We start from the raw sequence: 22,606 nt of genomic DNA on the forward strand, positions 1-22,606 counted from the left end.
GTTGAAGAAATAAGAATATGAGTGTTATAAAAAGAATTTTTCTGGTTTGCTTATTGTTAGTTTCTGTAAATGCGTTTGCACAAACTACAGGCAAGGTAATTGAAGAGCAATACGTAAAAAGCGATATTTTAAATCATAACATAAAATACGCGGTATACCTGCCTGCTGATTATGAAACATCTAACCGTACCTACCCCGTGGTATACCTATTACATGGTTACGGTGATGACCATACCGGCTGGCTGCAATTTGGCGAAGTAAACCGCTATGCCGATAAAGCTATTGCCGATGGTACCATCCCCCCGATGATCATTGTTATGCCCGATGGTGGAACAAGCTTTTATATCAATGCCTACAACGGCAAGTTAAACTATGAAGATTTCTTTTTCCAGGAGTTTATACCGGCTATCGAAAGAGAATACCGCATAAAAGGCACTAAAGAATATCGCGGTGTAGCAGGCCTTTCCATGGGTGGGTTTGGAACATTGGTGTATAGCATTAAACACCCCAATATGTTTTCGGCAGCGGCAGCCCTGAGTGCGGCGGTACGCAGCGATGATGATTTTATGGCCGTAACCGATGAACGCTGGAAAGAAGTATACAGCAAAGTATTTGGCCCCGATCTTAAAGGGAAAGAACGCCTTAACGCTACCTGGCAGGCTAACTCCATACTGGGTTTGGTGCAAAGTAAATCGGCCGATGAGCTTAGTAAGGTACGTTTTTGGATTGATTGCGGTGACGACGATGCCCTGAGCAAAGGCAACAGCCTGCTGCATATTGTCCTAACCGAAAAGAAAGTGCCCCATGAATTCCGCATCCGCGACGGTGCCCATACCTGGACGTACTGGCGCACCGGTATTACTGATGCATTGGCATTTATTGGGGATAGTTTCAGGCAGAAGTAACGAACAACAACTTCATGTCATTGCGAGCGCAGCGTGGCAATCGCATACTATACAGGGCGGCTATGCTTCCGTGCGGTTGCCGCGCTGCGCTCGCAATGACATATTTTATACTAATCATATTTTATACTAATCAATCAGTATATCCTCACACTTCACTTGCAAAGCTTTCAATCGTTTATCCAGCCCGCTTAACCTGGCGGCATCCCCTATGTTTTTATAAAGCGTTTTAATCAGCGCAAGGGTATTATCATCGGCATCACAAGCCTGGGCTTTCTCCAATTGAGGCAGGGCCTTTTTAACGGCTTTAATATAATCAACATCTGTGGATGGATTATTTAAAAGCTTATTGGCATCGGGGAAGTTTTTGAGATACAAATATCCCAAAGCCCGGTGGGCTACATAATAATCGGGTTCGGCAGCAACAACGCGTTCATATAAGGGTATTGCATTTACACTTTGATTATCATCTTCATAAAGCTTAGCCAGCGAATTAAAAAAATTGATCTTTACTTTGGCAGATAGCTTAGCTGTATCCTGCATGATCTGCCGGGACAGGTCCATTGCCTTATCCTGTTCACCCTGCAGGCGTGCCAAATTAAAATCGAGGTATTTATTATAAGTATCTTCGGCGGTTTGGGCGTACAACGCTGAAACGTTCACCAATAAAAATACAGCTACCACTAATTTCCTGAACATGATTACGGGCTTGGTTTTAGCTATAACGCAGAAAAAAGTGGTTTAATATGAATCAATCCCACTATAAAACCTTAAACATCTTAACCAAAGGTAATATGACGCCGTCGGGCATAGGCTGATCGATGTTTTCCATCGCCTGATAGCCCATAGCTTCATAAAGCGGCACACCGGGCAACGTTGCACCTAATTGCAGACTTTTAAAGCCGTTATCCTGCGCAGCAGTTTCGCAAACTTTCATGATATAGCTTCCTACACCCCGCCGGGCATAATCAGGATGAACAAAAAATGCCCTGATCCTTGCCGCATCATGTTCCGGATCAAGCATCGGGTCTTCGGTTTCTTTATGCTGATCGCCGCCATACAGGGTATTGCGTTTACTCCAACCACCACAACCAACAGTAACGCCTTTTATTTCGGCCACGTAATATGTACCATCCGCAACCAGTTGTGTATCTACCCCAAAAATGTACTTAATGGCACTTTCAATTTGCTGCTGATCATAATAATTGGTACTCAAACCGCGAACAGAAAGAGCGATCAGTTCCTGTAATTCGGGGATATCATTGAAAGTTGCCAAGCGTGTTGTTATAGTAGACATGGCGGTAAAAGTACTGTTTTAGCTCTTACTGCAAAATTCGACACTTAAGAATGACCTTATTCTGAAAATTCTATAGTGCTGCAATTGCTGATTTCAGACAAGTTTTTCGCCACCAAACTCACCCCAATATCATTTTATTAGCTTTCCGGTTATTTTACAAAAACAGTACCTGCACACTGCTTGTTTTGACCATATTTGTAAAAACAAACAATATGTCTACACTATTTTCTCCCCTTAAAATAAAAAATATCGAACTAAAAAACCGCATCGTAGTATCCCCCATGTGCGAATATTCGAGCGAAGATGGTTTCGCTAACGACTGGCACCTTGTGCACCTTGGCAGCTTCGCTACCGGAGGCGCAGGCCTGATCATTACCGAAGCTACGGCCGTATCACCAGAAGGCCGCATTACCTTTGCCGATTTGGGTATATACAAAGATGAACATATCGAAAAACTAAAACAGATCACTAATTTTATAAAGGCACAAGGTGCCGTTCCCGGAACTCAGCTGGCCCATGCAGGCCGTAAGGCAAGTCACCAGGAACCATGGACAGGCGGTAAACAGATCCCTTCCGATCAGCCAAACGGCTGGAAAAGTGTTTCGGCCAGTGCGGTTCCTTTTACTGAAAATGAAGAGCCACCCGTAGCTTTAGATAAAGCTGGAATTGAAAAGGTAAAAGCTGATTTTAAAGCTGCTGCCGTAAGGGCCGTTGCTGCAGGATTTCAGGTGATAGAACTGCATGGCGCACATGGTTACCTGATTAACCAATTCTTATCTCCGTTCAGCAATCAGCGTACGGACAAATATGGAGGCAGTTTTGAGAACCGCATCCGCCTGCTGCTTGAGATTATTGAAGACATCAAACAGGTGTGGCCCGAAGAAAACCTGCTGTTTGTACGTATTTCGGCAACAGAATGGGTAGAGGGCGGCTGGACTGCCGATGATTCGGTAGCATTGGCTAAAATTTTAAAAGATAAAGGTGTCGACCTTATTGACTGCTCAACAGGCGGTAACATACCAAATGTTAAAATTCCGTTAATACCAGGTTATCAAGTCGAATTTTCCGAAAAAGTTAAAAAAGAAAGCGGTATACTTACAGGTACCGTAGGTTTGATAACCAAAGCCGACCAGGCTAACGAAATTATAAAAAACGAACGCGCTGATCTGGTGTTTTTTGCGAGGGAAATGCTCCGCGATCCGCACTTTGCCCTGCGTGCTGCACATGAGCTTGGCGAAGAAATAAAATGGCCGGTACAGTACGAGCGCGCTAAATGGCATTAATTGGTTAATGGCTAATAGTTCATGGTTCATAGCAAACCCTGAAACTATTGCCTTACAAATTAAGCCATGAACTATGAACCATAAACTATGAACTAAATACACAAAAACCGCAAACTATGAAACGTACAGCAAACGCCCATTGGAATGGTACACTACAGGCAGGTCAGGGAGAGATCACTACCCAAAGCACTGTATTAAACAAAACTCAGTATTCATTTAAAACCCGCTTTGCCGATGGCATTGGCACCAACCCGGAAGAGTTATTAGCTGCAGCCCACGCAGGCTGCTTTACTATGGCTGTTGGCGCTGCTTTAACCCAGGCAGGCTTCACCCCGAATGATTTAACCACCGACGCCATCCTTGACCTTGATATGCAGGCATTAGAGGTTACTGGCATTCACCTGGAACTTAAAGGATCAGCAATTGATGGTGTATCTGAAGAGCAGTTTAAACAGATTGCTGAAGGTGCTAAAGCTAATTGCATCATTTCAAAAGCACTGAGTGTGCCAATTACCTTAAGCGTTACTTACGCTTAATCATATTTTATATCAAGAAAAGAGGCTGCATCATAAATCATGATCAGCCTTTTTTTATTCAGTTACTTAAGCGATATAATTTGGACTGGATTGGCTCTACTAATAAGGGTAATCGTCCATAAAAAGACAGTGGCGGTAAATGACAAGCCGTACAGTTGACTCACCCGGTCTGCGCTACGCTGGACCACCCTCTCTATCATTCGGATAAAGAGGGTAAGAAAAAAAACAAATTAAAATCCCCTCTTTACGATTGCGTAGAGAGGGGTGACGAGCGCAGCAATGTCGGGGTGAGTCGATATGGCGGTTAGTTCTTTACTTATGTTTTTTCATGGGCTATTACTCTAATAAGGGGGGTTAACAGGGTTAACAGAATTTAGTACTAATATTTACATATATTGTTTATAGTCAGATAATTGAGCGTTTTTTGTGCGAAAAAAGTGTTAACCCCCTTTTTATAAATATTATCGGCTATTCAGTTCATAGGTAATACAACCCAAGGGTAATTTGATTTGTGATACAGCCCCTTATCGCCAACAACAAAGCCGCCGGTTTTGCTCCCGGCGGCTTTTGAGCACATTATTAAATTAGGGATAAATAATCAGTATTTATAGCATGAATACCAGCAACATGGTAATATGTACCAGCACGCTGAATGCAAACAACCCGAGTAAGCTACGGATACCTAAACCACCCATGCCGGCTATAATGTTACCAAAGAATAGCACAAGCGTAACAGCCAGTATAGCTATTGGAGCATTATAGTAATAAAGCAGGAAGGCAGGTATAGGTAAAAAAAGAACACCTTGTGAAACAAGAGAAAACATGAACCAAATGGTTTTATTGGGAGCCTGACTATCGGCAAAGGCTATTAATTTATTCCAGATATTGTTATTTACTTTAGTATTGGTAGTATTAGCAGAGGTGTTTGCAGCGGTCCATTCAGGAGCATTTATTTTTAAAGTAGCCATGATTGTTATCTTTTAATGATACAAAGATGCCCTATGCTGCTTACCTGCACCATGATCATAGCGCGTAAAAAAAATGATCGTGGTCACTTCTCAAAACGACGGCGTTGGGTAGATAAAAACATGTCATTGCGAGGAGGAACGACGAAGCAATCGCACGTAAGCATAGCCACTCTGTATAGCATGCGATTGCTTCGTACCTCGCAATGACATAGATTTTGTTTACTTGGAAAGCAAAAAGTTACTTCCCGGCTACTCTTAAAAACGCCAAGATCTTTTTAGTTTCATTTGGATAGATAGCAATACGGTGGGTACGTACCAGGTAGGGCGACGATTTTTTATTCGCGGTATCATTCACAGCGATGGTGTTTGATGGCTTAAGCGGCATATGACAATCGATACAATTATTTTGCATAGCCGCGCTCAGCTTCGGCGCTACTTTACAAAGGTTATGATTGGCTTCGGTATGGCAGCTCGTACATTTTTTTGAATATAGGGCAAGGTTGCCGCCGTTATTTACGTGGGTGTTATGGCAGGTACTACAATCCATATTGCTCATCATATAACACTTGCTGGCAGTAAGGAGACCATTCTGGTTGCCATGCACATCAAGCGACGCGGCATTAGTCTGAATGTTTAAATAATCAGGCTCCTTAAACCGGGCCAGGGTATCCCCCATTTTAAACTTAAAGGTTGATTCCTGGAAAGCCTGCTTGCTGCTTGAGTGGCAAACCCCGCAAGCATCCATTTTTTGCGCACGAGTAAGCGATGCAAAGCGAATTATATATTTGGCCTGCTTTTCCTCCGGATAAGCTTCGTGATAATTTACATGGTTGGCAGCAGCACCGTGGCAGCGCTCGCAATCGATACCATAAATGATGGAAGCAGGCTCAAACTCAATCTTGCGGTTCTGCATATCTACATTTTGTTGCGATGCCTGCCTGATGAACGATGCATGACATTCGAAACATCTTTGCAGAATAGGTCGGTTAAAATCAGGCTTACCACCTTCATATCCCGGGCTATTTGCCCAACCATGCACTGTGTTAAAATAAGATACCGGCAACTCAAACAGTTGCTTATCCTGCCAGTACATGTAGGTTTGGGCTTTGTTTACCCCAAAAGTGATATCCATTTTATGGGCAATATTTTCTTTACCTGCGGTATAACTTACCTGGTAAAGCTCACTGTTACGCTTCTCCATTTTTACTACCGTACCATCAGCATATTGCAGGGTATTACCATGAGGATCAAAACTTCCATGAACGATTTCAGGAGATGTTGGTCTTGATGAAAGATAATGCGCTGTATGCAGGTAGCTATCATAAACATCCTTATGGCATTTTTCACAACTTGCCGATCCTGCGAATATCTCCGCCCTTGGGTCCTGGGGCTTATCACTAAGGCATTGTACCAGTAAAAAGCTTAAAGGTATCAGTAACAATAAAGCCAAAAAGAATGTTCGCCGTTTAAGCATAATATTATCTGCTAAAAATCAAAGAAGCCAATGCAATGCCCCTCTATATAAAGATAAAAAGGCTGCCATGTAACATGACAGCCTTTTTATTAACTACCGGTCTAAATTAATAACCAGGATTTTGTTTAAGCTTGGTGCCGTTAAGGGTTTCATTTAACGGGATAGGCAGAATTTCATTAACACCTGCTTTAAAGCCTTTAGACGCTAATACTGTTGGCGCTTGTCCCCAGCGTACAAGGTCAAACCAGCGGTGGCCTTCGGTAGCCAGCTCAAGTCTGCGCTCATCATAGATGTTTTGAAGAGTTGCAGGTTTTGAAGCTAAACCAACACGGGCACGCACGGCGTTATATAAAGTCTGCGCACGGCCCTGGTCGCCGCCGCCGTTCAATTCGGCTTCAGCTTCCATCAGGTAAGTATCAGCCAAACGGATCTCGATATAATCATTAGGCCAGTTCAGGTCGGTTGTACCGGTGGTAACTTTATTAGCCAATACAGGTGCATACTTTTGTATAAAGTAGCCTGTATTCTGATAACTTGGCGAATAAGAAGTCTTGGTAGCTTTTGTTAAACTATCAATATTAACAACAGTATAGCCATAGCGTGGATCGCCTTTTAAAGCGGTAGCCAATTCGGTAGTAACCGGGTTAAAACCATAACCGCCACCATAATACACCGGACCGGTATAGCTACGAGGGCCGATCATCTGCGTGTAGATGTTTGATTTAAACTGGTTCCAGTTACTCCAGGTATAGCTTTGTGAGCCTGAGTGAACCAATTCAAATATCGACTCGCTGTTGAACTTATTTTTAGGGCTGAATACATCACCAAAGTTTGGAAGCAGTTTATAACCGTAGTTGGTATTAACATCCTGTAACATAGCGGCAGCATCTGCCCATTTTTTCTCGTACAGGTAAACTTTACCTAATAAAGCTTTAGCAGCCCCTTGTGTTACACGGCCACCTTCTGTTGCCGGAACTGTAGTTGGCAAACCGGTTATAGCAGCTTTAAGATCGGTCTCGATTTGTGTATAAACAGCTTCGGGAGTAGCCTGTGGCTGATCATATACGTTAGTAATGTTCAGGGTGGTTAATATCAGCGGTACATTTTTAAATAACCTTACCAGGTCAAAATAATAATGAGCACGTAAAAACTGGCCTTCGGCTGTATATCGTTTTAACAAATCAGCGCTTAAACCCGGTACGTTAGCCAATTTTGAAAGCAATACGTCGGTACGGTTAACGCCCTGAAAGTTAATTGCCCAAAACTGGTTTTGCGGACCTAAAGCCGGCGTAAGTGTATAGTTATTGATAGCTTGCCACTGCGGTACGTCGGACGAGCTGCCGCCACCTGCATAACAATCGTCAGACGCTGAATTGAGTGCACCAAGCGGATCAGAGTAAGTGTTATCGATACCACCTGTTTCAGTAACCAGCGGATCATATGCCGCTACTACCGCAGTAAGCGCCTCATCAGGATTTGCGTAATAATTTGACTCTAAGAATTGTCCTTTAGGGTCAAGCTCCAGGAATGATTTTTTACAAGATACTATCGTACCCATCCCCAATAAAACAATCCCTGTATATAGATAATATTTCGATTTCATGATAATTGTAATTTCTGTTATAAAGTAATATCCAAACCTGCCATAAATGTGCGTGCCTGAGGGTAGATACCCATATCAATACCGCCGCTTATTTCAGGATCATATCCTTTGTAACCTGTAATAGTTACCAAATTGTTGCTGCTCAGGAATACCCTAACCCTTTTAACATCGGCCGCTTTTAACCATGCTGCCGGTAAGCTGTAACCCAATTGCAAAGTTTTGATACGGAAATAGGCACCATTTTGCAGATAGAAATTTGATGGGTTTTTGAAGTTGTTGTTCGGGTCGGCATCACTCAAACGAGGATAGTTGCTACCGCTATTGGCAGTTGTCCATGCATTAAGCGCTTCAATTGGATAGTTAGCAGCCGGGATATCTAACCTGCGGTAAGCCTGGTAAATTTTGTTGCCCCAAACGCCTTGTCCAAATAATTTGAAATCAAAGTTTTTGTAGTTGGCACTCAGGTTTATACCATAAGTAAAAGTTGGCAGCGGGTTACCTAAAAACTGACGGTCGGCCTGGGTTATTTTGCCATCACCATCGGTATCCTGCCATTTGAAATCGCCTGGTTTTGCATTAGGCTGAATCAGCTGGCCATTTTTGGTATATGCATTAATTTCGGCCTGTGAATGGAATACACCCAGTTCTTTAAAACCATAAAATTCGCCCAGAGGTTGGCCCGGAGTAACACGGCCAATTTCATAAGTTGAGCTTTGTACGGTACCAAGTGTAAAATGGTCTATCTGGTTGCCCAAGCTCAACACGGTATTTTTGTTGTAAGAGATATTGCCGCTTACGTTATAGCTAAAATCACCTACTTTATTATTATAGCCAAGGCTTAACTCAATACCTTTGTTCTCCATATCACCTACGTTATCATAAGGTTGATCAGAGAAACCTGCATACGAAGGCAATGATACCTGCTGTAACATCCCTTTGGTAAGCTTGCGGTATACATCAACAGTTACGCTCAGGTTGTTTAACAGGGTTGCATCAAAACCGATATCGGTAGTATGGGTTTCTTCCCATTTCAGATTGGGGTTGGCCGGTGCGTTAGGGCTGTAGCCGATATACACCTGGTCGCCAAATACCGCGTTACGGCCACTGCCTATTGTGGCAGCATACCTGAACGGCTGAAGCGCCATTTCGTTACCTACCGAACCGTATGAAGCACGCAGTTTGAAGAAATCAACAAATGAGTTTTTAGGGAACCAATCCTCACGGCTCATTACGTAACCGATTTGACCGGCCGGGAATACACCGTAAACATTGTTGCTCCCAAATTTTGACGAACCATCACGACGGATGATACCTGAGAAAAGGTATTTCTGATCGTAGTCATAAGTTACCCTTCCAAAGTAAGATGCCAGAGTATGTGGCTGTACGGCATCTAAACCAAGCGCACTTGCTGCAATCCTGTTGGCAGCCGGCAAAGCGAAGTTGATAGAAGCATCGTCAAGTGAACCTACCGGTTCGCCTAAAAATGTTCCCTGCAAACCTGATGACGTAGTTTTTTGTGCACTGGTACCTACTAAAGCGGTAAGGTTGTGTTTACCAAATGAACGGGTGTAAGTAGCTGTATTATCCCAGTTCCAGGTAAGGTTCCTGTTATAAGCAGTTACCTGCGATGTTGTAGTATTTGAGGTACTTGAGTTAAGATAATACAATGGCGTAAAAGCATCAGAGCCATAATAAGCCTGCTTAGCGCTAATCTGCGAACGGATCTTTAAACCGCGGATAGGTTCAACTTCAACAAACGCGCTACCTAAAAGATTGGTAGCATCATTATAGTTACCTGCAATTGTTTGTGCGTAGGCAAACGGGTTAGTGATTTCCTGGCCTACATAACCTGAGATACCGTAAGGTAAACCTTGCGCATTGCGGATGATGTTTGCATTGGCGTAATCACCCTGGTTTGGCTGGGCGCCAACGTTATTTACGGTAACCGGGGTAATAGGGTCGAGGTTTAAAGCAGAGCTTAAAGGGCCACCGAATACGCTATTAGTGTTACCGAACGCTTTGTTTTTGCTGTACGCATAGGTAAAGTTTTCACCTACCGTAAGCCATTTCTTTAATTTGTATGAAGTATTAACCGTGAAGTTAAATTTCTTATAACCCGAAATTGAAGGCATAACCACACCCTGCTGATCAAGATAACCGAATGAGGTATAATAGTTAGCTTTATCAGAAGCGCCGCTGATGCTCAGGTTATGGTTATGAATGATGGCGTTACCTTCAAAAATCTCGTTTTGCCAGTTAGTACCCGTGCCGTATGATGCCGGGTTTGCAAAAAGAGCAGCTTTACCATCATTGGTCAATGACTCATTCCTCAAAGTAGCATATTGGGTTGCATTGGTTAGTTTAGGCTTGCTTACCGGCGACTGGATACCAACATAACCATTGTAGCTAATCTGGGCATCGCCTTTTTTACCTTTTTTGGTTGTAACGATAATAACACCGTTTGATGAACGAGAACCGTAAATAGCGGCAGATGCATCCTTTAATACGTCTATCGATTCAACATCATTAGGGTTAACGTTATCCAAACCGCCGTTATCAACCACAATACCGTCAATTACATATAACGGATCGCTGTTTTGCCTTGAGGTAATACCCCTCACCCTGATCTGAGGTGAAGAACCCGGCGAGCCTGAGCTTTGTACTACACTAACACCGGTAACACGGCCTTTCAAAGCATCGTCAACGCGGGTAACCTGCTGATCTTGCAAATCATTGGCTTTAACGCTGCTGATGGCGCCGGTAACAGTAGTACGTTTCTGCGTACCATAACCAACAACCACAACCTCGTTAATTGTTTTTACGTCTTCAGTTAATACAACATTAATAACAGTTTGGTCGCCTACTACAACCTCTTTTTTAGCGTAGCCGATAAACTGCACCACAATAACCGATTGCGGGCCGGCTACCGATAATTTGTAACCGCCATCAACACCGGTAGTGATGCCATTGGTAGTACCCTTTTCGGTAACAGTAGCTCCAGGAACCGGTTGGCCTGTATTATCGGTAACCTTACCGGTAATGGTAACTTTGGCTGCAGCCTCCTCAGTAATTACAACGCCAGGTTCAGTAGTGTTAATTGTTGGCACAGTAGCAGCCTTTTTTTCAAGTACTACCCTATCGTTCATTACATCGTAATTGATACCGTTGTTTTTAAACACCTGGTCAAGTACGGTTTTTAATGTTTGGTTGTTGATATCCAATGAAAAGCGTTTGTCGGCATCCAGTGAGCTGGCGCTGTAAATAAACTTTACATTGTTGTTTTTTTGAAGGTACTGCAAAGCCTCAAGCATGGTTGTGTTGCTAAGCGTAACATTTACCTTTTTATTAAGGATACCCTGAGCTTTAATTGGGCTTGAATAAGCTATGCTGCTTACCATTATTGCTATCAGGATCTGGCTAAAAGTGATCTTCATGATTTTACCCCACGGTATGGGCCTTCGTAAACGAAAATTCATATATTTGTTATGTTTCTTTGTTAAAAATGAGACAATTAATAGCCCGCACACCTCCCCGAGGTGTTCTTAGCGGAACGGGCTTTTGATCCTTAAAACTTAGGGGTGCTCGCAACACTTCTAAGTTTTTTTATGCAGATCATTTCTGGGTTGTTTTGCTTTCTTTCTTCTTTAGGTTTGTAGTTTTTTGTACATCTTATAATTTTTGAGCGTTTAAATGGTTGGTTATTTAAGTTCTATATGGTTATTCACAATAGCGTAATCAACATTGAGCGATTTTTTTAGCGCGTTAAGCACATCAGGTAAATTAAACCCTTCAAAATCGGCATTCAGGATGTAGTGGTTCAGCTTTTCGCTGCTCACTTTGATATTTACATTAAAGCTTGAATCAAGCACCGGGATGATATCCCTGAGCGGTTTGTTATCAAAAACAAGATGGGTGCGCTGGTACTGTTTCACAGTTGATTTTACTTCTACAGCCTCTGATGTAAGCATATGCTTATCATTTAAATAAACTGCCTTTTGGTGCGGATAAATCATTACCTCATCCCTGTTAAGCTTTGTGGAGATAGCGCTACCGCTAACCCTGGCACTTACAGAAACTTTACCGGTTAATACAGATACATCGGCCATATTACTCTGCTCATTGTCGCGCACCAGGAAACTGGTACCCCAAACTTTAGTAACTATGGAGCGGCTGCTGATAATAAAAGGGCGTTGAGGATTTTTAGTCACCTCAAAAAAGCACTCGCCCGATATGCTCACCTGCCTCGAATCGGCGGCAAACACATTAGGGTAACTGATTTTTGCCGAAGGGCTTAACCACACCGCACTGCTATCGGGCAGGGTTACTTTATAAATATGGCCGGTATTATTTGCTACGTTAAACAAGCGCGCATCACTTACTGCGGAGGTGGCCAGTTGTTGCTGATCTTTTGATTTCCAGCTATAGATAACTGCCACGGCCGATAAAGCAAATACAACCACAGCGGCGGCAGCAACGGCGTACCACTTGCGCAGCGACTTAACTTTTGGCTGTTCTTCAGCTGTTTGCAGGTGTGCAAGATTAAGATTACTGATAATACTGAAGTAGATATTTTCTTCCAGTTGCTTCTCGTCGGCAGGTGACAGGTCCGAAACATGATCATTTTCATGCTCAAAGCCGAAATACCATTGCTTTACCAAAGCTATCTCGGCTTCGGTGCAATCGCCTTTAATGTATTTCTCGAGCAAATCAATGCGTATAGGTTCTTTCATGAAAGAATATAATTCCGGTTTATAAATCACATGACGTACGGGAGATAGTGTACCCCCTACACCTATGTAACATTTTTTTAAAAAAATTTGTGCAGGAGTGCAGCCATCGCAATGAGCAGGTGATGGCTCAGGCTTAAACGAAGTCGTTTAATTGCCTTAGTAATTTGATTTTCAACGGTTTTTTCCGAAATCCCAAGCAATTGGGCTATCTCCTTGTTGCTTTTATATTCCTTACGGCTCAACTCAAAAACAGATCGGCATTTATCGGGCAGGTGGCTTATCTCGGTTTCGAGCGTATGGGTCAGATCGCGCAGCATGATCGCGTCTTCTGTTCCGGTATCGGTCTCGGTAGTTAGCAATTTAAGCGCTTCAGTATGTTTTGCGCGGATGGCTTGTTTACGGTACTGGTCAACCACCTGGTTTAAAACTGCAAGGTGCAGGTAACCGCCAATGGTAGTATTAATTTGCAGCGTATGACGTTTATGCCAAAGGTTTGAAAATATCTCCTGAACAACTTCTTCGCACAGCTCTTTGTTTTTTAAACGCTTGTAAGCATCGCCATACAGCTTCTTCCAATAACGCTGATAAATTTCCCTGAACGCACTAAGCTTATCCTGCTGCAGCAATCCCAACAAATCCTCCTCTGTCAGCCTGGTAAAATCGTTCATTTGTTAAATAACGTGGCAATTAATATTAATAAGATTGGCAAAACTCAAAATAATTAAGGCAACTAACAAGTCATGAATTGTAATACTTTTAATATAAAACCCTCATTATGTTGCTTTGACACAATAATATAAACACGTTGTACTGTTGATTTTACAGCAAACAGGGCGGGATTTCATGCCCCGGCTTGTTCGATTTTAAGCAGATTTATATTGACTGTAAATTGACACAAAATAACATTTTTTGCTACGGAGTGGGGTAAATACCGTTATGAAGAATAGAGAGGTATGATTTATAATAATAATCTTGTGGAAAAGGTTTTAATCCCGATATGATTTATCCAAAACTAACAAGCAGTTTAAAAACGATAAAAAATGGCGTCATTGCGAGGAGGAACTACAAAGGAATCCCCTACTTACAGAGCTGCCACGTATAGTTTGGGATTGCTGAGTACCCCGCAATGACGTGATTGTAAGTTATTGATTATTAGCTATATTTTCCTGATCAGTTTTATGAATATGGGCGTTGCCTGCGGCCGGGCTATCCGCTCATACGCCTGCAGGCATTACGCTCGTTGGCCGGTATCCGCTCCTATCCCTAACGCAAATTGAGAGTGTATTATATAAATTGTTCTAACCACTCGTTATCCTCCCTGTAATAATTTCTCATTTAGCCAATTCACAAAGCTTTAGCCTGAGTCGACTCATTCCCCGCCAAATCAACAGCTCCCACACTCAACTTACTGCCTTTACTTACCACAAAATGATTTAACGGTGTAAAACCTATCCGTTTGCCATTACTGTAAATATTATAACCCAGCATCCGCTTATTATCTGTAGATGTCTGCCATTTTAAAATTCCGGTAGCTTTAACCAATTTTACTTGCTTTGGTGCAGTTGGCGGTATTTTATCCGGATCGAGCTGTGCCACGCAGTTCATCAGCGCACGGAAGGTGTGGTAAGTACCTTTCCAGATCTGGCCTTTGAGGGCTGTTTTATATTGAGGTTGCTTATCTATACCGCCCTGGTACCAGTCGCCGCGCTCATGGTCAATGAGGTAGGTTTGGGTGTATTGCCAAAGGGCTTTAAACTTGTCAAAGTAGTGATGCTTATCCTTCGGATATTTGGCAGCCATGATGAGCAGTGTGTTAAGCCCCTCGGCTTGCGCCCACCAATTTTTGGTATCCTCGGTAATGGTAAGTCCGGGTTTATCTTTAAAATAATATCCTTCATCATAAAAACCGCCCACTTTGTTATCCCAACCGTTATCCAATGCGTCATCAACCATTTTTTTACCTATCTGTAAGGTTTTGGCATCATCTTCTATACCTAAAGCATGCGAGGCTTCAAGCATGAGGTAAGCCGTTTCCACATTGTGGCCGTACGAAATATGATCAAGACTATGATGCTGTTTATAAACCGCCAGGCTCGAATCGCGGTAAGAAACAGGCGTCCAATCCGGTTGAAAAAACAGGATGAGGTTACCCTTGTCGTTTGTGATCTTATCGCGTACGAGCAGCAGCATTTCCTTCAAACGTGTTTTGAGTAATTCATCGGGCCAAACGCTGTACAGTTCGGTAAACGATTCGAGTAAGTGAATAGATGAGTTTTGATCTTTATAGCCTGTTTCGGCAGTTGATTTTATGCTTGCATCCCTTACAATAGGCGTACCATCGCGTTGCATATGCTGGTAGTAACCTTTATATATCGGGTCGTGTGCATGTTTCTCCAGCCACCAAAAACCTTGTTTAGCCAGATTTAATGCGCTGGTATCGCCCGAGGCCTGGTAATAAGCCGCAAGCGCGTAAATGGCAAAGGAGTTTCCATAGGCTTCTTTAGGTGCAAAGCCGCCCTGTTTTGGATTGCCTTGTTTATCCGTAAAAATATAAAAGCCGCCATATTGTTTATCCCAAAACTTATCTCTCAAAAATTCAAAACCGTGACGAGCCCCCGCTATATAATATTTTTTGTCGGGGAAAAGTTCAGCGGCTTTACTATTGCTCCAAACATGGCGCGCCTGGGTTACTATCATTTTATCCTGATTACCCGTCGGCTTAAAATCATACGTAAACGCGCTTAAAAAACCTCCATCGACAGTATCAATGGCAGCCGGATACCAGGGTTTAAGCAATTCATCAACCATGGATATTTGCATTTCATGAGCTATCTCTTGTTTTTCGGTTTGGCTATTTTGGGCAAATACAGTGGTTGTGGTACTTATTAATACTGAAAGTAAAGTGATCTTCAATTTCATAAGCTTACTTTTTATTTAAAACATGATCAGCAGCCAAAACCAGGAACAGGTAATCGGTTGTGCCGCCGCCCAAAACGTATTCGCCCTGCTGCCACAGGTAAGGCCAGTTAAGCAATTCAGGAAAATCCGGGCGGATAAGCGCCGTGCCGGATGTGATACCACCGGGAATATACGAGCGGTCGGCCCGGTTAAAGCCGTAAGCTGTAGTCATTGATCGTGAACCCACGCCCGATACAAATGAAGCAGTATTGGAACCCGGATGGCAGCCCAGCACAAAATCAATGGCATGCAACATATAGGTATCGCTGAAAACGGCCGGGAAACCTGCATATAAAAAGTACTGTTTATAACCAAAATTCTGAATGCCCCAACCTGCTCCCCAAATGTTTGGTTCATATGGTACACCATAAGGTGTTTTGGTTCCTTGCAGCTGAATTTGAGCGTAAAGCTTTTTAACAGCTTCAATTATTTTGTTATGATAATTTGCGTCGTTGATGAGCCCCATGGTACGGCCAACAAGCCATCCTGTATTATCAATACTATTAGCGATGGCATCAGTATTGTTAACCAGATAATCGGCATAAGTTTTATCTTTTGTGGTAATGAACAGTTCGACAGCCAAAGCTATACGGTGACGCAGAGTTTGATCGGCTGTATTTTTCCAAACCTCCTGTGCTATTTGCAGACATTGCGTAGCAAGCGTATCATTATAACCCTTCATCACACGACTGGCTGCGGCCAACGCTGCCGCAGTTTCCAATGAGCGACCAGGATTATCCTCTGTAAACACCCACCTGTCGTCAGCCGCAGCGGGAGTTTTCAGTACGGGATCGATGTTATTGGCATTGGTTACAAAAGGTTTGTTGTCAGTAATATTTGCGGCATCGCCCAAAATAGTGTATTGCCTGATGGTTGGCTCTATAACGCCACGGTAAAAGCGGCCCATAGCCTGGTAACCACCTGTAATGGCTAATAAACCATGCTCAATCTGTTCCAGCATATCCGGCTTACCGTCGGGCTGGTGAATTTCTACAATATGGTTCTTTTGGTCGATAGTGGTATTATCATACTTCACGTCAAAAGCCTCATAAGCTAATGTAAGCCCATGTACCGTTTCGGCCTGCGATTCAACCCTCAGGTCAAAATCACCTGCATCATGCCAGGCACCACGGTCAAGGAAGGGCACGTTATCACCGGGTTTATATTTATTAAGCATGCTGTGTCCCTGGATATAGCCATCAAAATGATTGGAATCAATTGGAGCCATCCGGGCATCATCCATATGGCACAGGCCATGCCATACGCGGTACTTTTCGTTAACACGCATATGACACATTTGTATCGGCAAAAAGTAGGAAAGTGTTGGCTGCCATACATCATTCTTAAATACATCGGCACTGATCTGGAATGGCTCTGTTTGATAACTGCCGTATTTCACAACATACATACCCTGCTTGGTGATCTTGGTAAAATCAAATTGCAGGTAATGATATCTAAGGAAATCGCCCCAGTTGGCGGGTGTAGCCTTTAAAGCCGTTGTAAGTCCACCGTTTTCATTTATCCTTAGCAGCGATACCGGCAAAACCTTTTTATCATTTTTATCCAGCTCAATTACAGCTATCTTCTGCTGCGCCGGATGATATCCCACCTGCGATACCTGCACCACCGGCTGCGACTGCCAGCCATCTACTGCATTTGGTGTTACCAGCCATTCTATCGCATTTTTTGAAGCGCCTTTGGCAACTAATGACCTTACCACAAACCAGCCATTATTGTGCTTAGCCCGGCCGTCAAGCAGTTGCAGATTACCGCCCGAAAGGTTTTCTACAACCATGCGCTGCAAATCGGATTCAGGCACTATAGTAAGCTTTTTACCCTCGGCCATTGGCATTACCTGTGTTTCGCCTTCTTTGTCGATATAAGTTTGTCCGTCGGCTTGCTGAGGGAAAATACCGAACTGCTTATCCATATAGTACGATTTGCCAAACAGAATGCCGGGGAATAACTCCAGGTTAAAACCAACTTTACCTATCCAATTATCCGGCAGCGGTTTATCCAAATCAACTATAATCCTAAATGCTTTACCTGCCGGAATCACGCGGATATTATAAGCAAAATTCAGATCGGGATAAATAATAGGGTTAAAGCCATGACGGTTCATGTCCGGGTTAGGGAACTCCATGCGCACGCTTACCTCGCCGGTTGCTTTATTAACCACACGCTTACCTACCTTGGGTATAGGTGACCACTGCCCCGGCGTAGGTTCCAGCCGGATATCGCCATTGGTAGCTACACGCTGCCCGTTTTGGATAATGCCTACCCCACCCTGGTGCCCCTCGGGATAAAAATCATGGGCAAGCATCACGTTTACGCCTTTATATTCAAGATACTCCTGCGCGTTAAGCTTCATTAAATTAGCGGCAGGTTTAACCTGCGCGCGTAAAAAACGGGGTGATACGCAACAGGCAGCAATTATTGTTGCGAAGATAAATTTAGATTTCATCAGGATATTGGTTAACCGGTAATATGCAATACGATATTTGCACGGCTAAAAATAGTCCGGTGGCAGGGGCACGATATAATGATATATTAACATTTTGTTGCTGATTTTATACCATAACAGGGATTTTACATTGAAAACCCATCAACTAAAAACCAGCAAACACAAACACAAAACACTAATTACCAATTAATTAAAAATAAAAATACCTGCCATTGGGTATTCATTTTGTTCATTAATTGATTTAAATTTGATTACCAATTAATACCTGCGTGCCGAAAAAGGGATCAAAGAGTAGGCAACAATCCTTAAACCAATGGCCTTTCCTTTATTTTTAGCTGCAACGGCTTCACGGCCTTTGCAAACTCCCTGTTTAAAAAAAAGCGTTTTTAAATTATTGGCAGGCACTTTTATTCTTGGTCACCCGGCATTAGTTTGTGCTCAACCGGCAAATTCTGATAGTGTAAGAAACTATACCGGTAAAAAAGATTCTGTAGCTCAAAAAGCAATGCTTCCCGATTCTATCTTAAATATTTATAACCTGAGCGGGCGAAAAGATTCGGCCAGGCTCAATGAAATTATCGCTATCAGGCTCAAAACCACACTCCCTATTGATTCGTTCAAAACCCTGTATGTTGATGACATTAAAGTGGGAGAAACTGCTTTTTGGAGCAGTAACGATTATGAAAAAATAGTTTATTTCAAGATAGATGAATCGGTACAAAACCTGGCCGTTCAGTTTTTAGCCAGCAAATCCATTGATAAAGCCCGTATCCCGGTATATTTTTCTGTAGGTTATTCGGGTGGTTACATAACCAAAGGACTAATAAAAACGCAACTTGAGGTTAAACAAAAAATAACCCGGGTTTGGGTATGGATAATGGCCGTTGTAATGGCCGGTTTTCTGGCGATGGGTTTAAAAAACAATATCTTAAAAGATGACGCCAATTTATACTACAGCCTGAGCCGCACGCAACTACTGTATTGGACAGTAATTTTCTCGGTCACTTATTTATATATATGTAATGAAACAGGCGCCTTGCCGGATATTCCCGGTTCGCTGCTGGCTATCCTTGGCATAAGTGCCGCAACAATGGCTACGGGTAAGCTTATAGAAAACGACCAAAAACCTAAAACCGAGATTGATCCTAAAGCACATAGCGAAGGTTTTTTTCATGACATCCTTTCCGACCGGAGTAGCATTAATATCCAGCGCCTTCAAAATGTGCTGTTCAATATTTTGTTCGGACTAATTTTTATACAGAAAACAGTTTCATCAAATCTGTTACCTGATTTTGACAACAACATTTTACTGATGATGGGGATCAGCGCGGGAACTTACGCCGGTTTAAAAGCCACCGAACCCACCAAAGACCAGGTAACAGAGCAACATGACTCAACTACTGTTGGGAATGAAAAACCAACTGACCAACCCGCCGGAGATGACAGTAAAGGAACAGGGGGCAAAACAAAATAAAGTATCTGAATACCTTAACTTAAAACTATCTCTTTAAATTTCCATGTAAATCTCAGTTGTTACTTCCCCTTCGGTAAAGGTAAGGATCTGATAACCTGCGTTGGATTTTAATTGGATTTGATGTTCCTTAATATAGGTAAAAAGATCACCATAACCTTTCATGATGGCTTTCATGGGGTCGCCGGTAACTTTAGTGTACAGGAATGTACCTGCCATATCCATAGCTGAGAGAGAAGTTGACGACAGGTCTGCATTGCCTTCTGATACCACGCCCTGAAAGCTCCTCTGTTCGGCCGCAGGGGTAACCTGTGGATCGTCATAATAAATGCCGCAAATTTTAAATGGAATAAAAGCAATCTGAGCTGCGGTTAATTCATTTTGTACAGCTGTAACATATGACGAAGCTTCTGCATAGCTTCCTGTAAATATTTTCCCAATAAGCTTTATGGGATTGTTAACCTCTATAATCTGTACAGTACCTTCCATATCGGTTCGCTTTAAGATCAGCTAATATAACTGCATTTTCATAACAATTTACATCACCTTGCATTTGTTTGCCGTAGCCTTTCCTAATTGGTTACCCTCCCGGCTTATCCCCATGCAGCCCCTGCTTATTTAAAAAACCTTATTAGATAATAAAATACAAATAAAAAAATAAGTATTTATACGTTTCCAAACCATAAAAACACCCTTTCACACAATTTCACACTTGTTAACTTTGCCCCATAAGAAAAAATACAGAAATCAACACGAACAATAAATAATTTGTGAGAAATTTTTTCACAGTAGTATAAATATTTTCTCACTTATATAATTTATCACTACCAACATAAAATACAATTAATACAGCTATATTACCCGCATATTAAACCTATAATATCATGAAAAAACAACCTCTTAACTTATTCAGACCAATTGCTGCCGCGGCTATTATTTGCTTGTTTTTTGCCATGACATCATGCAAGCAGGCTACCCAATTTGCGCAGGTAAAGTACACTGCTGCCCAGGTTAACCATTGGCTTGACTCGTCAACAACAGACAGTTTCATTTTTCAGTTTTACAGCCCCCAGGTTGATGATGTTAAAAAGCCCTACCAGCTTGTATCATATATTCTTGATACCGCAGGCAATTACCTTAATCCGCTGCATCCAGACACGCTGGCTATTGCGAAAGACACATCTGTTAACTTAACCGGCCCCGTGGTTTTAGGCAATACCTATCTAACCAAAAAAGCAATAGTAGCTGTAATATCTACCGATGCCGGAGGCAAACGCGATTATGACTATCTTGTTTTCACACCCAAGATCGTAGCTTCAAATCAGCATCTGGTATACGCTATAGGTTTGGTAAAAGACGGAAAGTTCATTAATTATGCAGATAAAGACACGCAGGATATTGATTCAAACCCATCTCCTCCGGCAAAAATGTAATATCGGCTAAAACTGTTGCATAGTGGAACAGCTAATTAAAGGCATATCTGACTGGTCGGAGGTTTGGGCACTGCTCATTCCTTTGGCCATTCTCTGTTTAAAGAAAAAACAGCCCGCCTTTAATAAACCTGTTGTTATTTATTTATGGACAGCGCTGGCAATTAATGTAACTATTGATGTAATATGGAAGCTTAAAACAATAATACCGCGCCCGTTTAACACCAATAATTACCTGTATAACGTACATTCCGTAATCAGATTGTTATTGTTCAGCTCATTTTTTATAAAACTAAACCAACAGTTTTTATCCAAAACCAAACGGATAGTTCCGTATATTTTTTTAGGGTTTGTGCTTGTCAATTTCAGTTTTTATCAAAACTTTTTTGATTACGGGCAATTGAGTAGCAGACTGCTTTCGTTTGAGGCGGTAATTATGATGTTTTATTGTATGCAGTATTACCTGTTTAAAATAACAGACGATGAAGAGCCAGGTAAAAAACAACCCGAATTTTGGATTGTTACCGGGCTGGGCATTTACTACACTATAAATTTTTTCATTTTTTTGCTATACAATGAACTTACAATACGCCTGCACAATTTTGCCATAAGCCTGTGGAATATCCACAATTTCACGTATACCATTTTATGTGTATTTATAGCGAAAGGGTTATATGAAACAAACGAATGATGATATCAGGCTCCTGCTCTTTATGGGTATTGCGGTTATGCTTTCCTTATTCGCAAGTATATTGCTCATTTTTATATTTTTTCAGCGTAAGAAATACCAGTACCAGCAAAAAATTCAAAAACTGCATCAAACCCAGCAAAACCAGTTGATTGAAGCCGCCGTGCGAAGTGAGGAAACTGAACGCCATCGCATTGCCGAAGAGTTACACGACGAAGTGGGCGCTATTTTATCAGCATCAAAATTGCACCTGCAGGCAGTAAAGATCAATGTTATTGATAAAAACAACGAACCGAGATATGAAAAAGGACAGGAACTGCTTGACATGGCCATTAAACAGGTGCGCGGTATTTCGCACAATTTGCACTCAAGTATCCTGAAGGAGTTTGGCCTGAATGAAGCGATCAGACATTTTGTTGAGAAGATAGCAAATAACGACCTCATTTTTATTACCACAGATCTGGATGATTCATACGCAACCGAAACCAATGAAAATGATATCAGCATCTACCGCATGGTGCAGGAGTTAATGAACAACATACTTAAACATGCCAGGCCTCAAAAAATCCATATTACATCAATTTATAACCAGGATGCATTAAACATCAGCATTTTTCATAATGGAAAGGGACTCAGCCACGCACAATACGAAGAGCTGAAGTTTAATAAACAGGGCCTTGGCCTCAAAGCTATCCAAACCCGTATTATTTTGCTGAAAGGCGAAGTAGCGTTTAATTACAAACCCGAAGGATATTACATCAATATCAGTATCCCCCGGGCAATTACTATTTAACCATTACAA

The 22,606-nt window shown here is 42.2% G+C and carries 18 protein-coding genes; 7 read left to right on the forward strand and 11 right to left on the reverse strand.

The genetic code is table 11. The annotated features are described in order from the left end of the window. Positions 1-17: 17 nt before the first annotated feature. Positions 18-905, forward strand: a complete 888-nt coding sequence (locus tag AC59JO_RS24375) for an alpha/beta hydrolase (protein WP_497308626.1) — start codon at positions 18-20, stop codon at positions 903-905. Between the two features lie 126 nt (positions 906-1,031). On the opposite strand, the gene AC59JO_RS24380 is transcribed toward AC59JO_RS24375, so the two are convergent. Both AC59JO_RS24380 and AC59JO_RS24385 read right to left on the reverse strand, forming a co-directional pair. After that, positions 1,032-1,601, reverse strand: coding sequence for a hypothetical protein (locus tag AC59JO_RS24380; protein WP_497308628.1), 570 nt, complete (start codon positions 1,599-1,601; stop codon positions 1,032-1,034). A gap of 61 nt (positions 1,602-1,662) precedes the next feature. Further along, a complete protein-coding gene (locus AC59JO_RS24385) occupies positions 1,663-2,199 on the reverse strand; it encodes a GNAT family N-acetyltransferase (protein ID WP_497308630.1) in 537 nt (178 codons plus the stop codon). 212 nt (positions 2,200-2,411) lie between these two features. On the opposite strand from AC59JO_RS24385, the gene namA reads away from it, so the two are divergent. Further along, complete coding sequence (gene namA, locus AC59JO_RS24390) at positions 2,412-3,482, forward strand: NADPH dehydrogenase NamA (protein ID WP_497308632.1); 1,071 nt, start codon at positions 2,412-2,414, stop codon at positions 3,480-3,482. 116 nt (positions 3,483-3,598) lie between these two features. Beyond that, positions 3,599-4,018, forward strand: coding sequence for an OsmC family peroxiredoxin (locus tag AC59JO_RS24395; protein WP_091219764.1), 420 nt, complete (start codon positions 3,599-3,601; stop codon positions 4,016-4,018). Positions 4,019-4,623: 605 nt separating this feature from the next. Here the strand turns inward: AC59JO_RS24395 and AC59JO_RS24400 are convergent. The 8 genes from AC59JO_RS24400 to AC59JO_RS24435 all read right to left on the reverse strand — a co-directional run bounded on the left by AC59JO_RS24400 (position 4,624) and on the right by AC59JO_RS24435 (position 18,215). Then, positions 4,624-4,986, reverse strand: coding sequence for a hypothetical protein (locus AC59JO_RS24400; protein WP_413666810.1), 363 nt, complete (start codon positions 4,984-4,986; stop codon positions 4,624-4,626). A 238-nt stretch (positions 4,987-5,224) separates the two neighbouring features. Next, the gene (locus tag AC59JO_RS24405) at positions 5,225-6,460 is read right to left on the reverse strand and encodes a cytochrome c3 family protein (protein ID WP_497308634.1); all 1,236 of its coding nucleotides are present in this window, start codon (positions 6,458-6,460) and stop codon (positions 5,225-5,227) included. Between the two features lie 106 nt (positions 6,461-6,566). Next, positions 6,567-8,063, reverse strand: coding sequence for a RagB/SusD family nutrient uptake outer membrane protein (locus AC59JO_RS24410; RefSeq protein WP_091219752.1), 1,497 nt, complete (start codon positions 8,061-8,063; stop codon positions 6,567-6,569). A gap of 17 nt (positions 8,064-8,080) precedes the next feature. After that, complete coding sequence (locus tag AC59JO_RS24415) at positions 8,081-11,497, reverse strand: TonB-dependent receptor (protein ID WP_413666808.1); 3,417 nt, start codon at positions 11,495-11,497, stop codon at positions 8,081-8,083. 264 nt (positions 11,498-11,761) lie between these two features. Continuing rightward, positions 11,762-12,793 carry a FecR family protein gene (locus AC59JO_RS24420; RefSeq protein ID WP_497308637.1) on the reverse strand — a complete coding sequence of 344 codons (1,032 nt, stop codon included), beginning with the start codon at positions 12,791-12,793 and terminating at the stop codon, positions 11,762-11,764. Between the two features lie 77 nt (positions 12,794-12,870). Continuing rightward, positions 12,871-13,461, reverse strand: coding sequence for an RNA polymerase sigma-70 factor (locus AC59JO_RS24425; protein WP_413666806.1), 591 nt, complete (start codon positions 13,459-13,461; stop codon positions 12,871-12,873). 676 nt (positions 13,462-14,137) lie between these two features. After that, the gene (locus tag AC59JO_RS24430) at positions 14,138-15,712 is read right to left on the reverse strand and encodes an AGE family epimerase/isomerase (protein ID WP_497308639.1); all 1,575 of its coding nucleotides are present in this window, start codon (positions 15,710-15,712) and stop codon (positions 14,138-14,140) included. Between the two features lie 4 nt (positions 15,713-15,716). After that, positions 15,717-18,215, reverse strand: a complete 2,499-nt coding sequence (locus AC59JO_RS24435; RefSeq protein WP_497308641.1) for a glycoside hydrolase family 9 protein — start codon at positions 18,213-18,215, stop codon at positions 15,717-15,719. Between the two features lie 313 nt (positions 18,216-18,528). On the opposite strand from AC59JO_RS24435, the gene AC59JO_RS24440 reads away from it, so the two are divergent. After that, positions 18,529-19,689 (forward strand): hypothetical protein, encoded by a 1,161-nt coding sequence (locus AC59JO_RS24440; protein WP_413666803.1) that lies wholly within the window; start codon positions 18,529-18,531, stop codon positions 19,687-19,689. Positions 19,690-19,722: 33 nt separating this feature from the next. Here the strand turns inward: AC59JO_RS24440 and AC59JO_RS24445 are convergent, their stop codons facing one another. Next, positions 19,723-20,175, reverse strand: coding sequence for a hypothetical protein (locus AC59JO_RS24445; RefSeq protein WP_413666802.1), 453 nt, complete (start codon positions 20,173-20,175; stop codon positions 19,723-19,725). A 395-nt stretch (positions 20,176-20,570) separates the two neighbouring features. Here AC59JO_RS24445 and AC59JO_RS24450 point away from each other — a divergent pair, with 395 nt between their 5' ends. From AC59JO_RS24450 to AC59JO_RS24460, 3 genes are read left to right on the forward strand one after another with little or no spacing between them, the layout of a single operon-like run. Then, positions 20,571-21,119: a hypothetical protein gene (locus tag AC59JO_RS24450; protein ID WP_413666801.1), complete on the forward strand. Its 549-nt coding sequence runs from the start codon at positions 20,571-20,573 to the stop codon at positions 21,117-21,119. A 22-nt stretch (positions 21,120-21,141) separates the two neighbouring features. Then, positions 21,142-21,807 (forward strand): hypothetical protein, encoded by a 666-nt coding sequence (locus AC59JO_RS24455; RefSeq protein ID WP_413666800.1) that lies wholly within the window; start codon positions 21,142-21,144, stop codon positions 21,805-21,807. Further along, positions 21,791-22,597, forward strand: coding sequence for a sensor histidine kinase (locus AC59JO_RS24460; protein ID WP_413666799.1), 807 nt, complete (start codon positions 21,791-21,793; stop codon positions 22,595-22,597). The genes AC59JO_RS24455 and AC59JO_RS24460 overlap by 17 nt, the downstream gene beginning before the upstream one ends. The last annotated feature ends 9 nt before the right edge of the window (positions 22,598-22,606 follow it).

The organism is Mucilaginibacter sp. A5337 (genome assembly GCF_059690695.1).

What these genes read in the sequence shown, in the direction of transcription:
- AC59JO_RS24385 (WP_497308630.1), bottom strand. Translation starts at nt 2,199, where the DNA reads ATGTCTACTATAACAACACGCTTGGCAACTTTCAATGATATCCCCGAA.
- AC59JO_RS24420 (WP_497308637.1), bottom strand. Translation starts at nt 12,793, where the DNA reads ATGAAAGAACCTATACGCATTGATTTGCTCGAGAAATACATTAAAGGC.
- AC59JO_RS24435 (WP_497308641.1), bottom strand. Translation starts at nt 18,215, where the DNA reads ATGAAATCTAAATTTATCTTCGCAACAATAATTGCTGCCTGTTGCGTA.
- AC59JO_RS24415 (WP_413666808.1), bottom strand. Translation starts at nt 11,497, where the DNA reads ATGAAGATCACTTTTAGCCAGATCCTGATAGCAATAATGGTAAGCAGC.
- AC59JO_RS24375 (WP_497308626.1), top strand. Translation starts at nt 18, where the DNA reads ATGAGTGTTATAAAAAGAATTTTTCTGGTTTGCTTATTGTTAGTTTCT.
- AC59JO_RS24400 (WP_413666810.1), bottom strand. Translation starts at nt 4,986, where the DNA reads ATGGCTACTTTAAAAATAAATGCTCCTGAATGGACCGCTGCAAACACC.
- AC59JO_RS24460 (WP_413666799.1), top strand. Translation starts at nt 21,791, where the DNA reads ATGAAACAAACGAATGATGATATCAGGCTCCTGCTCTTTATGGGTATT.
- AC59JO_RS24440 (WP_413666803.1), top strand. Translation starts at nt 18,529, where the DNA reads ATGGCCTTTCCTTTATTTTTAGCTGCAACGGCTTCACGGCCTTTGCAA.
- AC59JO_RS24410 (WP_091219752.1), bottom strand. Translation starts at nt 8,063, where the DNA reads ATGAAATCGAAATATTATCTATATACAGGGATTGTTTTATTGGGGATG.
- AC59JO_RS24395 (WP_091219764.1), top strand. Translation starts at nt 3,599, where the DNA reads ATGAAACGTACAGCAAACGCCCATTGGAATGGTACACTACAGGCAGGT.
- AC59JO_RS24430 (WP_497308639.1), bottom strand. Translation starts at nt 15,712, where the DNA reads ATGAAATTGAAGATCACTTTACTTTCAGTATTAATAAGTACCACAACC.
- AC59JO_RS24450 (WP_413666801.1), top strand. Translation starts at nt 20,571, where the DNA reads ATGAAAAAACAACCTCTTAACTTATTCAGACCAATTGCTGCCGCGGCT.
- AC59JO_RS24405 (WP_497308634.1), bottom strand. Translation starts at nt 6,460, where the DNA reads ATGCTTAAACGGCGAACATTCTTTTTGGCTTTATTGTTACTGATACCT.
- AC59JO_RS24380 (WP_497308628.1), bottom strand. Translation starts at nt 1,601, where the DNA reads ATGTTCAGGAAATTAGTGGTAGCTGTATTTTTATTGGTGAACGTTTCA.
- AC59JO_RS24425 (WP_413666806.1), bottom strand. Translation starts at nt 13,461, where the DNA reads ATGAACGATTTTACCAGGCTGACAGAGGAGGATTTGTTGGGATTGCTG.
- AC59JO_RS24445 (WP_413666802.1), bottom strand. Translation starts at nt 20,175, where the DNA reads ATGGAAGGTACTGTACAGATTATAGAGGTTAACAATCCCATAAAGCTT.
- namA (WP_497308632.1), top strand. Translation starts at nt 2,412, where the DNA reads ATGTCTACACTATTTTCTCCCCTTAAAATAAAAAATATCGAACTAAAA.